This is a genomic window from Litoreibacter janthinus, from assembly GCF_900111945.1.
GTDB lineage: Bacteria > Pseudomonadota > Alphaproteobacteria > Rhodobacterales > Rhodobacteraceae > Litoreibacter > Litoreibacter janthinus.
This window is the reverse complement of the sequence record NZ_FOYO01000001.1, coordinates 1,775,051-1,789,005: the sequence shown is the minus strand read 5'-3', so window position 1 is coordinate 1,789,005 and position 13,955 is coordinate 1,775,051. Positions and strand designations below refer to the sequence as shown.

The following is a 13,955-nucleotide window of genomic DNA, read 5'->3' as shown; positions in this document are numbered from 1 at the left end:
GGTTTATCACGCCCGTGGGCCTCGTCCACCCCCGCAAGGGCATAATCAGCCACGACATGCTAACCGCGCTCGATCACATAGCTGTCGGCGGCAACGCCGCCGATCAAGCGCTCATGCTCTTGCAGCGCGAAACGGTCTGTCATGCCGGCGATGTAATCCGCGACGATGCGCGCCAAGGCGGTTTCGTCCTCGGCGTCTTCCACATCCTTGCGCCACTGTTTGGGCAGCAAATCTGTTTGCGTCATGAACAGCGGGAACAACTCATTCACGACCTGAGTGACCTGCACGCGCATCTCGACCACGGCAGGGGCGCGATACATGCGGGTGAACAGAAACGCGCGGATCACTTTCAACTGCGACCAAACCTCCGGCGAGAACTGAACCATCGCCCGCCCTGCTCCACGAATGTCCGATACCGATGTCGGGGCCAAGTCGTCCAAGCGCCGTTGCGCAACCGCGATAACATCCTCAACCAGCACGCCAAAAAACCGTCGCAACGCTTCATGTCGGCGGCGGTAATAGTTCAGCCCGGGATAGAGTTCGTCTACCCGCGCAAAACACGGGCCCACCAATGGCAATTCTGCCAGCTCGTCGGTCGAGAACAATTCCGCCCGCAGCCCGTCATGCAAGTCGTGGTTGTTGTAAGCGATGTCATCCGCCAAGGCCGCCACTTGGGCCTCTGCGCTGGCATAGGTGCCCAACTCCAGATCGTGGCGCGCGGAATATTCCGACAGTGCGAATGGCAGCTTTCCGGTCACCGGACCATTATGTTTGGCAATGCCCTCCAGCGTTTCCCATGTCAGGTTCAGCCCGTCCCATTCAGCGTAGTGTCGCTCCAGCGAGGTCACGATTTTCAACGCCTGCGCGTTGTGATCGAACCCGCCATAGGGCGCCATCAGCGCGTCCAGCGCCTCTTCGCCGGTATGGCCAAACGGCGTGTGACCAAGATCGTGGGCCAAGGCGACAGCTTCGGTAAGCTCTTCGTTAAGTCCCAGCACCCCAGCAATGGTCCGCGCGACTTGCGCTACTTCGATGGAATGCGTCAGTCGCGTGCGGAAATAGTCGCCCTCGTGTTCGATGAACACCTGTGTCTTGTGCTTGAGACGGCGGAAGGCGCTGGCATGGATGATCCTGTCACGGTCGCGCTGGAAACAGGACCGAAAGGTGCTTTCGTCCTCGGGATATAGCCGTCCTCGGCTCTCGCTGGGGTGGCAGGCATAGGCGGCCAGCATGTGGGTATCCTCGTTTCGGTGCGTCTTTGTGGTGTCCTACACCACCCCGCCCGCCGTGACGAGAGGGCGCACCCCGTTGCACATCCGTCGTTCGCCCCCCAAATATAAGGGGCGAACAGGACTCCCCGACCCCAACCAAAAGGACGCAGACCATGTTCACCGTAGAGAAGACCGGCAAAAACCTCATCCAGATCGAAATCGGCGGCAAAATCACGGCCGAAGAGATGGCGGCAGGCCTTGATGCCCTGCTGCCCCTGACCAAGCAAATGGAAGATGGCCGCATGCTCGCGATCTATCACGACATCGAATTTCCAGAGGCTGGCGCCATTCTCGAAGAAATGAAGCGTCTGCCCCAGCTTTTCGGAGTGATCGGGAAAGTAAAAAAGGTAGCCCTAGTCTCCAACCAAAAATGGATCCGCGACATGGCTGTGCTTGAAGGCAAAATCCTTCCCGGCACCACGATCCGCAGCTTTGAATTCAAAGACCGCGCGCAAGCCGAGGCTTATGTGGGCTCCGAAGGAGCGACCAATGACGAAGGTGACGACTTCGAGAATTTTCCCGTCTGACGCCGCTGTGACTTGAGATCGCACTTGGGCCGCCTTACGTTCTGAACAAACGCGCACTCATAGAGGATGCGAGCGATGGACCTTGCCCTGCCCCCAAAAGTCACCGACCGCGCCTTTGCGCGGCTGGCCGAGATCGGTGCGTCCCAGCAGGGGCAAGCCTTGCGCGTTGCCGTCGATGGCGGCGGTTGCTCGGGATTTCAGTATGATATCAAGCTTGATACCGCCGCTGAGGATGATTTGATCTTGTCGAAAGACGGCGAAACGGTCGTGGTCGACTCCGTTTCCTTGCCGTTTTTGTCCAATGCGGTGATCGACTTCTCGGAAGAGTTGATCGGCGCACGCTTCGTCATAGAGAACCCGAATGCCACATCCTCTTGCGGGTGTGGCACGTCGTTCTCGATGTAGCAAAACGCAAAAGGGGCGCCGCTTTGCCAGCGCGCCCCGCATCTCTAGAGTGTCTTCACCCTCACATTTCGCGTTTGTATTCTTCCAAAGCGGCGTCCCAAGCTGGCGAATTCTCCAGAACTTCAGGATCGAAAGGGATGAAATAGAGCCCTTGAATGGCCCCACGGGAAGCCTGAACGTCCTCAGATTCGGGAACGCCACAGGCTGTCAGCGCCAATACGGCACCCAACACCAGTACTACTCTCATGGTCTGCCTCATGCAGTGTTTTGTTTTTTATTAATTATTGATTTCGTTTGTAGAAACAGAACACAGAAAAGGGGCGCAATTATGACATTGCCCCCCGAATCAGCAGATCGGTTGTGTCCTTTCAGCCACAAAGACGGGCTGTAAGGCTATGTTTTACCGTTTAGCGCAGGTTGGAGCGCAACAGCGACCGCTCAAGAGATGCGCGGGTTACAACGATATCGGACGGCATAAGAACCGTCGTGATCGTGACAATCCGCGATCCGTCCGCACGGGTGACGGTTTCAACGTATTTCACCGTTTTGGCGCTTGCTGCGCCAGCCAGCGCCATCGTGGCGGCCAGGGCGAGGGGTATCAGGCGGTTCATGGCGTTCCCTTTCAAATTGGTCGCCTTATGAAATGATCTGGAATCGGGGCGCGAATAGGGCAGGCGCGCGGTCATTTTGGGTTCTGAGTCCCCAACTCAGCACAAAATATTGACACAAAAAAACGGCCACGCCGGTGCACCCTGGCGTGGCCGCTCAGACGTCACTTGCAGAATTACCTGTCAGGCGACCTTACTTTCCGCCGTGTTCTCGGGTTCGGCGGTTTCTTCTGTGACCTGCTCGGCCTCGTCCGTTGGCGCTGGCAAGGCCAATGCCTCATCGGGCAACTGTTCGGGCAAATGCAGATCAACATGTCCGGTAGCGGGGTCCAAAGTGATGCGCGGTTTGACCGACAGCCCGTCAATGGCTGCGTTCAACTCCGACACAATGCGCTCGAAGCTTTGACGCTGGGTTTCCACCACAACATCTTTTTCACGACCTCGAAACAAAAACTTCAGCATTGCGGACTCCCGAATTGGCGGATAGCGATTCCTAACGACCTTATACTGGTTGCGCGCCTGTGACACTGCGGGGAAAACTTGCCATATCGGCCCATATTGAACGGCCTCGCAAGCCGACTGCTCAAAAATTGTGCAGATGTGGTGCCTTCGTTAGGTCCCAAGGGCAGGCTCCCCTCTTGCCCCTGCCCTTTGCATGCTTGATACCAGTGGCGCTAAAGGGGGCCTGAACCATGAAAATTGCGACATTCAATATCAACGGCATTAAGGCTCGCTTCAACGCTCTGACGGATTGGTTGTCAGAAACGCAGCCCGACGTGGCGCTGTTGCAGGAAATCAAAACCGTCGACGAAGGCTTCCCGCGCGAGCACTTCGAGGACATGGGCTACAATGTCGAAACGCACGGCATGAAAAGCTTTAACGGGGTCGCGATCCTGTCAAAACTGCCCTTGGAAGACGTAACACGCGGCCTGCCCGGCGACGACAGCGACGAACAGGCCCGCTGGATCGAAGCCACGGTAATGGGCGAGACGCACCCCGTCCGCCTTTGCGGACTCTACCTGCCCAACGGCAACCCGCGTCCCGGCCCCAAATTCGACTACAAGCTTGCATGGATGGAGCGGATGCACTCCCGCGCGCAAGAACTGCTCGCTTCAGAAATACCTGCGATGATGGCGGGCGACTACAACATCATCCCTCAAGCCATCGACGCCGCCCGCCCCGATGCGTGGCGCGATGATGCCCTGTTTCATCCCGAAAGCCGCGCGGCCTATCGCCGTATCCTGAATCTCGGCTTTACCGAAGCGTTCCGCACCCGAAACCCTGCGCCAGAGCAATACAGCTTCTGGGACTACCAAGCCGGTGCGTGGAACAAAAATGACGGCATCCGCATAGACCACTTGCTGCTCACCCCACAGGCGGCAGACCTGCTCAAGGACTGTCAGATCGACAAGGAATACCGTGGCCGCGAAAAGCCGTCGGATCACGTGCCGGTCTGGGTGGAGCTTGCAGCCTAAAACGCACTCCATGCGGCCAGCCCGACCACGACCAGCATCGCCAGCGCCATGCCCACATTGATGATCCGTTGGGTTCGTGGCGGCAGCGCCATTCGTTTCACAGCGCTCCCCGCCCAAAGCCACAGGAAGTGGATCGCCAGCCAGATCACATTGATGATCAGGAACTTGGTCGCCACTTCCAGACCGTAGGCCTCTGGGAAGATCGGAAAACCGGAAAACAGCGTGGTATTGACCACATAGGCTTTGGGGTTCACGGCCTGGAGCAGCAACCCGTCCCTCACCCCGGGTTTGCGCGTTGCGGGTGAGAAGGCGATGTTGGACCCTGCCAACGCGATCCGGGCGGCAAGATAGAGCAAATAGCAAGTAGAAGCGCCAAGAAGCACCAGCCGGATCACCGGATTGGCCAGAACCAGCGCGCCAAGGCCCGTGACCACTGCCAGCGCGACAAGGTTGGTGCCGATGAACAACCCCGTCAGGTAGCGCAGGCCGGACCGAAAGCCGAACGCCGCCCCCACGCCGGCAAGAGACAGAACCCCCGGCCCCGGAGTGATAATCAACAAAAAGATGGCGGCGGCAAAATTCAGCACGGCAAGCTCTCAAAGAAAAACCGCCGGCGCGTTGCGGCACCGGCGGCTTTCACACTGAACAACTGTTCAGAAATTATCAATCGTCGCGGTGGATTTTCTCGCGGCGCTCATGACGCTCTTGGGCTTCAAGGCTCATTGTGGCGACTGGACGCGCATCAAGGCGCTTCAGCGAAATGGGCTCGCCCGTCTCGCTGCAATAGCCATACTCACCTTCGTCGATGCGGCGCAGGGCTGCGTCGATCTTCGAGATCAGTTTGCGCTCGCGATCGCGGGTGCGCAGTTCCAACGCCATGTCGGTCTCTTCCGAGGCACGGTCAGCGACGTCCGGAATGTTGCGTGTGCCGTCTTTCATGCCTTCGATGGTCTGGGCGGTCTCTTCCATAATGGAAGCCTTCCAATCCAACAGTTTGCGGCGAAAATACTCGGTCTGACGCTCATTCATAAATGGCTCATCTTCGGCCGGGCGATAATCATCGGGCAGAAATGCTTCGGCTTTCATCCCAGTTCCTCACTCTCACGCTGTAAGTGGTTTTAAGTGCGACTCAAAAACACGTTCAGCTTAAACTTCCCTGCGTCCTCGTAACCGAAGCTCCCCCCCTTGTCACGCAGATAAGGGGAGTTAAAAGAGGGAGCGCGATCACTTTTTTCTTTCTCAACCCCGCGTCACAGAGGCTTGTTTTGCTTATGGATTCCACGACGACACCTGCACGCCCCCTCAAGTTCACCGGAACCGACAGCTATGTCGCGACCGACGATCTGACGGTGGCCGTGAATGCCGCTGTAACTCTGGAGCGTCCTTTGCTGGTCAAAGGCGAGCCTGGAACCGGCAAGACGGAACTGGCCCGTCAGGTCTCCGACGCGCTTGGGCTGGAAATGATCGAGTGGCACATCAAATCTACCACCAAGGCGCAACAGGGCCTTTACGAATATGACGCGGTCTCGCGGCTGCGCGACAGCCAGCTCGGGGATGCAAAAGTGCATGATGTGGCGAACTACATCAAGCGCGGGAAACTCTGGCAAGCCTTTGAACGCGAAGAGAAATGTGTTCTCTTGATTGATGAGATCGACAAGGCCGACATTGAATTTCCCAACGACCTTCTTCAAGAACTCGACCGGATGGAATTCCACGTCTATGAGACTGGCCAGACGGTAAAGGCGCGGCAGCGACCCATCGTTATTATCACCTCGAACAACGAGAAAGAACTGCCGGACGCCTTCCTGCGCCGTTGCTTCTTTCACTACATCCGCTTCCCCGATATGGACACCATGCGTGCCATCGTCGAGGTCCACTTCCCCGGCCTCAAGCCAGCCCTGCTGACTGCTGCGCTCACCCAGTTCTATGAGTTGCGCGAAACCAGCGGGTTGAAGAAAAAGCCCTCCACCTCCGAGGTTCTGGACTGGCTAAAGCTGTTGCTGGCCGAGGATCTAACTGCCGAAGATTTGAAACAGAATGGAACGTCTGCGTTACCCCGCCTGCACGGGGCCTTGTTAAAGAACGAACAAGACGTACATCTATTCGAGAGATTGGCTTTCATGGCCCGCGGCCAACGCTAAAACTTCGGAACCGGCAACAATAGCCCGCAAAATGCCCAATTCGCCACAAAATGGCGCCTTAATAGGACTATTTATACAGACCCAATCGAGCACAGGCGGGAATACACCGTGGAAATAAGAGTAACGCTGCCTTTGCGGCACAACGTCATTGGATACGGTTTCGACCCATTGGGCTGCCGTGCACTTGATTGTGTCCACAACGCCACGAATTCATCGGGTTATGTAAATTTCGCACCAAGTTGCGAAAACCTAGGTATAACCGTCTGATGCGCCGCTTAGCTGTTCCGATTCTGTGCCTCTTGGCCGCCTGTGTGCCAACCACCGATAACGAGGTGGCTGGACGCAACTCGGCCGTCGCAACGTCGCTCCCCCCGATGAAAACATTCTCCAGCCAACGGGCCGGTGGGGTGAGCAGACCAAATTTACAAATTGCTCAGGACTTTCTGGATCTGACGTTCCAAATGGAAAGCGGTCGCCCGCTGCCATGGCTCACCAGATTTGAAGGCCCGATCAAAGTGGCCGTCGCCGGTCAAGCACCCGCCTCGCTCGAAGGCGATCTGGCGCGGTTGCTGGGGCGCCTACGCTCTGAGGCTGGCATCGATATCTCGCGCGCCAAGCGCGGCGAAGATGCTCAAATCACTGTCGAGGCGATCCCGCGCAAAACCCTGCAAAAAGCTGTCCCGCAAGCCGCGTGTTTCGTGGTTCCAAATGTCACCGGATGGTCGCAGTTCAAACGCAATCGCGGCAATGGCACAACCGACTGGACGCGCCTGTCCAACCGGACCAAGGCAACCGTTATCATCCCAAGCGACGTCTCCCCTCAAGAGGTGCGCGACTGCCTGCACGAGGAAATCTCGCAGGCTCTTGGCCCGCTGAATGATCTTTACCGGCTGCCCGACAGCATCTTTAACGACGACAATTTCCACACGATCCTGACCGGCTTCGACATGCTGATCCTGCGCGCATACTATTCGCCGGAGCTGCGCAACGGCATGACTCGTGGGCAGGTCGCTCGTGTTCTGCCCGGGGTATTGAGCCGACTGAATCCTCGTGGGAACCGCGCGACGAATGCAGGGGCAAATCGCACGCCAAAGCAGTGGAATGACGCCATTACATCCGCACTGGCGCTCCGCACATCGCAATCGCAACGCGCTGCTCAGGCCGCCAAAGCGGTGAAAATCGCCCAAGCGCAAGGCTGGAAAGACAACCGGTTGGCCTTCTCGCTCTTCGTGCAAGGCCGCGTGTCGCTGGCAACCAAACCTGAAACCGCGATTTCCGCGTTTGTTCAATCCGGCAACATCTACAAACAACTCTACGGCGCCTCCGTTCATGCCGCCCATGTCAACACCCAGATGGCGGCCTTTGCTCTGTCCTCTGGTCAGCTTGATGTGGCAATCCGGTTAACCGACGAAGGCATCCCCGCCGCCCGCAACTCTTCCAACGCCGCCCTTTTGGCAACGCTTCTGATGATCAAGGCCGAGGCACTACAAGCCGCTGGCCGCGACGAAGAGGCCCACAGCGTCAGGCTCGACAGTCTGGGATGGGGCCGCTATGGCTTCGGCTCGGAACGCAATGTGCGGGCGCGGTTGAATGAGATCAAAGCATTGGCCCCCCGCCGGGTACGGAGCTAGGCACTTATGGCCCCTCTAATTGGTATGCTCTTCGGCGCGCTACTTGGCGCGGTCGTGGCTAAACGCAAAGGCGGAAACCGTCTGGACATGGCGCAATATGCGGGCGGGTTCGCCATCATCTTTGGCCTCATCGGCCTGTTTGTCGCCATCTATCTGGCCCGCGCCGCCGTCGCAGCCTAATGTTCCTGCCCTTTTTCGACAATCTGCGGGCGGCTAAAATCCCTGTCAGCTTGCGCGAATATCTGGCCTTCCTCGAAGGCATGCAGGCGGGGCTTGTCACCTATGACATTGACGGATTTTACTACCTCGCCCGCACGGTGATGGTGAAGGACGAGCGGCATCTCGACCGCTTTGATCGCGCCTTTGCGCATACCTTTCAAGGGCTTGAGCAGATCAGCCCTGAAGATGTGCTGGAAGCGATGGACCTCCCCGAAGACTGGCTGCGCAAGATGGCCGAAAAGCATCTCAGCGCAAAAGAGCGCGCCGAGATCGAGGCGTTGGGCGGGTTCGACAAGCTGATGGAAACGCTGAAAAAACGGCTGGAAGAACAAAAAGGCCGTCACCAAGGCGGCAATAAATGGATCGGCACCGCTGGCACCTCCCCCTTCGGCGCCTACGGCTACAACCCCGAAGGCATTCGCATCGGCCAAGACGGCTCCCGCCATCAACGTGCAGTGAAGGTCTGGGACAAGCGCGAGTTCCGCAACCTCGACGACACGATCGAGCTGGGCACGCGCAACATCAAAGTCGCGCTGAAACGCCTGCGCAAATGGGCCCGTGACGGGGCCGCCGAAGAGCTGGATCTGAACGGCACGATCCGTGCAACAGCGGAACATGGCTATCTGGACGTTGTTACCCGCCCCGAGCGGCGCAACGCCGTCAAAGTCCTGCTGTTTCTCGATATCGGCGGCTCCATGGACCCACATATCCGTGTGGTGGAAGAACTGTTCAGCGCCGCCCGAACCGAATTCAAGCATCTGGAGCATTTCTACTTTCACAACTGCCTTTACGAAGGCGTCTGGAAGGACAATTCCCGTCGTTGGAACGATCAAATTCCGACCCATGAAATCCTGCGCACCTACGGCCCCGACTACAAATGTATCTTCGTGGGCGACGCTTCCATGTCCCCCTACGAAATCGCCTACCCCGGCGGGGCAAATGAACATATGAACGCCGAAGCCGGACAAGTCTGGCTGGAACGCGCCCGCGACCAGTGGCCCAGCCACCTGTGGATCAACCCGCTAGAGCAACGCTTCTGGCGCTACACCCAGTCGATCACCATGATCCAGCAAATCTTCGGCGCGGACCGCATGGTGCCGATGACCCTGCAAGGTATTGAGGCTGGCATGAAAGCCCTTACCCGCGGCTAAAAGCCAAGCACCGTTCAGTGCAACGGAGTTGGCTGGTGAATAATGGGTGGCCCATCATCGTAGAGTTTGGGGGAAACAGGTCGAGGTTGCCGGCTCGGGCTTCGGTTAAAGTCCGCTTTGCGGACGAAGCGGGCTTTTGCTGCTTTGGCCTCTATGTCCGCTCTACCTTTGCAATGCGGTCGACCAACTCCGCCCTGCCGTTCTATTGCCCGCTCGCCGTGTACAGCCAAATGTCTGTTCTGTTCGATGAAAATACTAACCGTTGGCTATTCATAGAAGTCAGCCTCTTGTAATATTGACAACTATTGAAGCGGCACTTTAGTCTTCTGCTCAAAAAAGTGCCTGTGAGTTCATGTATTTAGTTTTTTCTTGCCTAACTTGGTTTGCAGTTTCCTTCATTCTTTTGGGTGGTGGTGCCGAGCCGCTCGCGGTCATGTCCTTCACTATTTTGTATTTCTTTTCCTTCGGTGTATGGGGAATTCTGTGGATATTCTTAAGTGAATTGATCACACGCAGATTGGGAAGACGATGGCCTTACCCGTCCTATGCTCTTTTGGTCAGCTTACTGTACGTTTTTGGCTACGCCGTGATGGAGGACGTACCGCTAGAGGTCAGCCTGCCCTTTGTCCCAGTAATAATACTATATCTGATAAAACTGTGGAACCTCGGAAGCAGAGTTCCACAATAAGGTTATGAGTCGTATGTCAGACAGAACATGCTGCCATGAATGACCGGTATGCGCGTTTTCTGGTCATCCATGCAATGCGCAGCATCAGTCAAGCTGGGCTCAAAGCAGACACTCCGCACAAAAAAAGCCCCCCCGTTTCCGGAGGGGCCTTTGGCCTTGGGAGAAGACCATCAGGGAACTTAGTAGTTAACGCGCTCAGCGGCGGAGTCGTTGCTCAGTGCGAAGAAGGACAGCAGATCGCTGGATGTTTTGGTCGCTTGGCCAGCGGTCACGTCAACGGTGCTTTCAGCGACCGAGTCGTTGGCTTTTGCGCCAGCCAGCTGGGCTTCGTAAATGTCGCCGTTCGACGTGTCGCGGATGATGGTCTCGGCGGCAGAGTTATTGTCTGCGGCGAAGAATGCTGCGACGTCGCTGACCTGAGCTGCATAAACGGGAGCGGAGACGGACAGTGCGATTGCGGCTGCGATGATAGTTTTCATAATATGTACTCTCTTTTCATTTTGTTTTCAGGCTGTTGCCCGATGTTTGTGTTGGCGTGTTGCCGTTTGATGAGACTAATATGGGGTATCCACCTTCGCGCCTCAACGCTGATTTGTAGGATTTTCACCCCATTTCTGCGCATCTATGCACATATGAATATCTACCCCCGCGCATGACGTAACGCGCCCGTGAGAAACCGATCACGACCCGTGAGAAGGCTGAAACAGGTGTAAAATGCTCGCCTGAAAAACAAGAATCAGAACACGAAAAAGGGCCTCTGATTCCAGAGGCCCCTTCGTCACCGGCGAGGGAGGACGCCGGTATGTAGATCTATGTTACTCGATGCGTGCTGCGCGCTCGGCTGCAGAGTCTTTCGAGGTGGCGAAGAAGGACAGCAAATCCGCATCGGCGCGTGTCGCTTCATTTGCTTGGCTTTCGACCATACGCTCGGCGGCGCTTTCGTTGGCCAATGCACCGCGCAGTTGCGCTTCATACACATCGCCGGTCGAGGTTTCGTTCACAATACGCTCGGCTGCGGAGTCATTGCTCATTGCGAAGTAGGCCTCTGCGTCAGATACCTGCGCAAAAGCAGGTGCAGAAATTGTCAGGGCGATGGCGGTTGCGATAATGGTTTTCATTTTAGTACTCACTTTCGATTTGTCAGACCTGTCGCCTGCTTGATTTGGGTGAGGCGTCTTTCATCCTCGTTATGCCCCTCAACGTCGCGTTTCCGCGAAACGTTCCGCATGTGTCACACGTCTCACGGCCCTGTGAAAAAGCCCGAATTTTTCGTGACCAAACTGGACCGAAGGACGCCTCGCCCTAGGGGAATAACCTTGCCAGCCTGCCCTATGCGCCCCATATCAGTCCTATGTTGAAGCTGACGCCCATTCTGATCGCCATCATCTATGCGCTGGTGATGTATAAGTTCTCCGCTTGGAACACCGCGCGCGCGTTGGACCAGCAGTCGTCGCTTCTGAAAGATCCGGAGTTGGACAGTCTCAACCTCGACATGGCCATGGCTTTGGACCTGCCAACGATCAAGGTGCACATCTACGAGATCGAGCCGATCAACGGCCTTGCCGCACCTGACGGCCGCATCTTCATCACGCGCGGTTTTTTCAACAAGTATAAAGACGGCTCTGTCACCGCCGCCGAAATGGCGTCTGTTATCGCGCATGAGCTTGGACATGTGGCCTTGGGCCATTCGCGCCGCCGGATGATCGACTTCTCTGGCCAGAACGCCATCCGCGTGGCCCTGGCTACGGTTTTGGGCCGTTTCCTGCCCGGTGTGGGGGTCTGGATTGCAAATATGCTGACAACCATGCTCGCCGCCCGTCTGTCACGCAGTGACGAATACGAGGCCGACGCCTACGCGTCTGCCTTGCTGACCAAGGCTGGCATCGGCACGGCACCGCAAAAATCTCTGTTCAAGAAACTCGACACGCTGACGGGCAGCCTCGGCTCCGGCACACCGGCTTGGTTGCTCAGCCATCCTAAAACCAAAGAACGCATTGCCGCCATCGAGGCGCGAGAGGCGAAGTGGGGCGTCCCGCAGGCCTAACCTACTGCTTTGCCCAGCCGCGGCAGCCGCGCGCGCTTCATCAAACCGCGCAACGCCAATTCCTCGCCCGACATTTCGCAGGCAACCTTGTGCACATTGCGCACGACCTGTTCTACCGCTGCAGGTGTGTCCAACCATAGCTCCATAAGGAACTCGTCGGGGCTCTGTCGTTTGAGCCCTTCAAAGGCAAGTGTCTGGCGCGGAAAGTCCTTGGCATTCAGTGTCACGATCACATCGGCGGACCCAGCGATTGCAGCGGCCAGCACGTGAATGTCGTTCTCATCGGGCAAATGCAGACGTATCATGTCCCCATCGCGTGGGCGCACGCTGGCGTTGGGATACTGCGCTTTCAGCACGGCCACCTCGCCACGCGCCTGAACCTCGGCGTCAGCGCCCAGCTTCACGGTTGCGCGCGCCCACTCCTCCAGAATGCGCTCCGACCAGAGCGGCTCGTAAAGCCCCAGGCCCGCGCATCCCACCAGCACTTCGCGCAGCACGGTGGGATATATCACGCAGGCATCAAGCAGCGCACGCATCAGTCGAGCCGCAGGAAGATGGCCTTAAGGTATCCGCTTTCCGCCAAGGCGGGGTGCAGCGGGTGGTCGGCTCCTGCAGAGCCTGTGTGGATAATCTGTGCCTGACGTCCTGCTTTACCCACGCCCCGCAACGATGCTTGGCGGAACTTGGTCAGGTCGGCTGCATGGCTACAGGAGCACAGCACAAGATAGCCACCCGGCTTCACCAGCTTGGCCGCCATGGACCCGACGCGGCTATATGCAGTCAGACCGTTTGAGAGCGCTTGCTTGTTCGGCGCGAAGGCCGGTGGGTCGGCGACGACGACGTCGAACAATTCGCCTTCTTGGGCCAGCGCTTCCATGACTTTGAACGCGTCGCCTTTGCGGGTGGAGAACTTCTCCGCCACGCCAGAGGCCTCGGCCCCCTTTTCTGCCAAAGCCAGTGCGGGCTCGGAGCTATCAACGGCGACGGCAGAGGACGCGCCCGCCGCCAAAGCGGCCAGCGAGAAGCCCCCGACGTGAGAGAACACATCCAGCACCCGCCCGCCACGTGGCAGCTTGGCGGCCCATGCGTGATTGTCGCGTTGATCAAAGAACAGGCCGGTCTTTTGGCCTTCGACTACGTCGGCCATGTAAGTTGCGCCGTTCATCGGGACGTCGATCAGGCCTTCATGCCCGCCAACCAATGTCGTGGACACGTCGTCCAGACCTTCCAACCCGCGTGCGCGACCTGCTGCGTTTTTGATCACGGTGGTGGCACCAGTGACCTCGACCAATGCCGCAGCCAGACCGTCGCAGGCGGTCTCGGCCCACGCGGCGTTCGGTTGCATCACCAGCACATCGCCGAAGCGGTCCACAATAACGCCCGGCAGGCCGTCAGCCTCTGCATGGATCAGCCGGTAATACGGGGCGTCATAAAGATGGTCGCGCAAGGCGAGGGCGCGGCGCACGCGCGTCACGAGCCAATCCTGATCCAGCTCGGCGGCGGGATCGCGGTCCATGACGCGGCAGATGATTTTCGATTCAGAGTTGATGGTGACGACGGCGATCTGCTCGCGGTCACTATCTTCCAGGATCGCCAATGACCCGGGCTCCAGACGCCGCGTGCGGCGGTCGGTGACCAATTCGTCTGCATAGACCCAAGGGGCGCCACCACGGATGGTGTTGGCGTTGGCCTTCGGCTTCAGGCGGATTACGGGATAGGGTGAAACGGAAAAAGGGGAAGATGTCATATCCTCCCCTTAGTCGGTATTTTTGTCAGGCGAAAGCCCGCCTGTGCA

General features: G+C 57.7%; 18 protein-coding genes. 8 read left to right on the top strand and 10 right to left on the bottom strand.

Annotated elements, in window-relative coordinates:
- Positions 1-59: 59 nt before the first annotated feature.
- Positions 60-1,232, bottom strand: coding sequence for a deoxyguanosinetriphosphate triphosphohydrolase (locus BM352_RS08970; RefSeq protein WP_090215605.1), 1,173 nt, complete (start codon positions 1,230-1,232; stop codon positions 60-62).
- A gap of 152 nt (positions 1,233-1,384) precedes the next feature.
- On the opposite strand from BM352_RS08970, the gene BM352_RS08965 reads away from it, so the two are divergent.
- Together BM352_RS08965 and BM352_RS08960 are read left to right on the top strand one after the other, a co-directional pair.
- Entirely contained in the window at positions 1,385-1,798 is a 414-nt protein-coding gene (locus tag BM352_RS08965; protein WP_090215598.1) for a SpoIIAA family protein, read from the top strand.
- A 75-nt stretch (positions 1,799-1,873) separates the two neighbouring features.
- Positions 1,874-2,203 (top strand): HesB/IscA family protein, encoded by a 330-nt coding sequence (locus BM352_RS08960; RefSeq protein WP_090215595.1) that lies wholly within the window; start codon positions 1,874-1,876, stop codon positions 2,201-2,203.
- Positions 2,204-2,264: 61 nt separating this feature from the next.
- Here BM352_RS08960 and BM352_RS18785 read toward each other — a convergent pair whose 3' ends face one another.
- The 3 genes from BM352_RS18785 to BM352_RS08950 form a co-directional block, all read right to left on the bottom strand.
- Complete coding sequence (locus BM352_RS18785) at positions 2,265-2,450, bottom strand: hypothetical protein (protein ID WP_139229809.1); 186 nt, start codon at positions 2,448-2,450, stop codon at positions 2,265-2,267.
- A gap of 160 nt (positions 2,451-2,610) precedes the next feature.
- A complete protein-coding gene (locus tag BM352_RS08955; RefSeq protein WP_139229808.1) occupies positions 2,611-2,814 on the bottom strand; it encodes a hypothetical protein in 204 nt (67 codons plus the stop codon).
- A gap of 180 nt (positions 2,815-2,994) precedes the next feature.
- Positions 2,995-3,273, bottom strand: a complete 279-nt coding sequence (locus BM352_RS08950; RefSeq protein WP_090215587.1) for a hypothetical protein — start codon at positions 3,271-3,273, stop codon at positions 2,995-2,997.
- Positions 3,274-3,503: 230 nt separating this feature from the next.
- Between BM352_RS08950 and xth the strand changes: the two genes are divergently transcribed.
- Positions 3,504-4,286 (top strand): exodeoxyribonuclease III, encoded by a 783-nt coding sequence (gene xth, locus BM352_RS08945; protein ID WP_090215583.1) that lies wholly within the window; start codon positions 3,504-3,506, stop codon positions 4,284-4,286.
- Here xth and BM352_RS08940 read toward each other — a convergent pair.
- Together BM352_RS08940 and dksA are read right to left on the bottom strand one after the other, a co-directional pair.
- The gene (locus BM352_RS08940) at positions 4,283-4,843 is read right to left on the bottom strand and encodes a LysE family translocator (protein WP_342713600.1); all 561 of its coding nucleotides are present in this window, start codon (positions 4,841-4,843) and stop codon (positions 4,283-4,285) included. The genes xth and BM352_RS08940 overlap by 4 nt on opposite strands.
- Before the next feature lie 106 nt (positions 4,844-4,949).
- Positions 4,950-5,372, bottom strand: coding sequence for an RNA polymerase-binding protein DksA (gene dksA / locus BM352_RS08935; RefSeq protein WP_090215575.1), 423 nt, complete (start codon positions 5,370-5,372; stop codon positions 4,950-4,952).
- Positions 5,373-5,557: 185 nt separating this feature from the next.
- Between dksA and BM352_RS08930 the strand changes: the two genes are divergently transcribed.
- From BM352_RS08930 to BM352_RS08915, 4 genes are all read left to right on the top strand, one after another.
- Entirely contained in the window at positions 5,558-6,427 is an 870-nt protein-coding gene (locus BM352_RS08930; RefSeq protein ID WP_090215572.1) for an AAA family ATPase, read from the top strand.
- Between the two features lie 266 nt (positions 6,428-6,693).
- Positions 6,694-8,058: a DUF2927 domain-containing protein gene (locus BM352_RS08925; RefSeq protein WP_090215568.1), complete on the top strand. Its 1,365-nt coding sequence runs from the start codon at positions 6,694-6,696 to the stop codon at positions 8,056-8,058.
- Positions 8,059-8,064: 6 nt separating this feature from the next.
- Complete coding sequence (locus BM352_RS18965; protein WP_090215562.1) at positions 8,065-8,238, top strand: hypothetical protein; 174 nt, start codon at positions 8,065-8,067, stop codon at positions 8,236-8,238.
- Positions 8,238-9,428, top strand: a complete 1,191-nt coding sequence (locus tag BM352_RS08915) for a vWA domain-containing protein (RefSeq protein ID WP_090215558.1) — start codon at positions 8,238-8,240, stop codon at positions 9,426-9,428. The genes BM352_RS18965 and BM352_RS08915 overlap by 1 nt, the downstream gene beginning before the upstream one ends.
- Before the next feature lie 867 nt (positions 9,429-10,295).
- Here the strand turns inward: BM352_RS08915 and BM352_RS08905 are convergent.
- The gene (locus tag BM352_RS08905; protein ID WP_090215550.1) at positions 10,296-10,595 is read right to left on the bottom strand and encodes a hypothetical protein; all 300 of its coding nucleotides are present in this window, start codon (positions 10,593-10,595) and stop codon (positions 10,296-10,298) included.
- Between the two features lie 336 nt (positions 10,596-10,931).
- Entirely contained in the window at positions 10,932-11,234 is a 303-nt protein-coding gene (locus BM352_RS08900) for a hypothetical protein (protein ID WP_090215545.1), read from the bottom strand.
- 233 nt (positions 11,235-11,467) lie between these two features.
- On the opposite strand from BM352_RS08900, the gene BM352_RS08895 reads away from it, so the two are divergent.
- Positions 11,468-12,160 carry a M48 family metallopeptidase gene (locus BM352_RS08895; protein ID WP_090215542.1) on the top strand — a complete coding sequence of 231 codons (693 nt, stop codon included), beginning with the start codon at positions 11,468-11,470 and terminating at the stop codon, positions 12,158-12,160.
- Here BM352_RS08895 and BM352_RS08890 read toward each other — a convergent pair.
- Positions 12,157-12,696, bottom strand: a complete 540-nt coding sequence (locus tag BM352_RS08890; RefSeq protein WP_090215538.1) for an RSP_2648 family PIN domain-containing protein — start codon at positions 12,694-12,696, stop codon at positions 12,157-12,159. The two genes, BM352_RS08895 and BM352_RS08890, sit on opposite strands and share 4 nt — an antisense overlap.
- Positions 12,696-13,907: an RSP_2647 family RNA methyltransferase gene (locus BM352_RS08885; RefSeq protein ID WP_090215536.1), complete on the bottom strand. Its 1,212-nt coding sequence runs from the start codon at positions 13,905-13,907 to the stop codon at positions 12,696-12,698. Before BM352_RS08885 ends, BM352_RS08890 begins: the two co-directional genes overlap by 1 nt.
- Positions 13,908-13,955 lie beyond the last annotated feature (48 nt).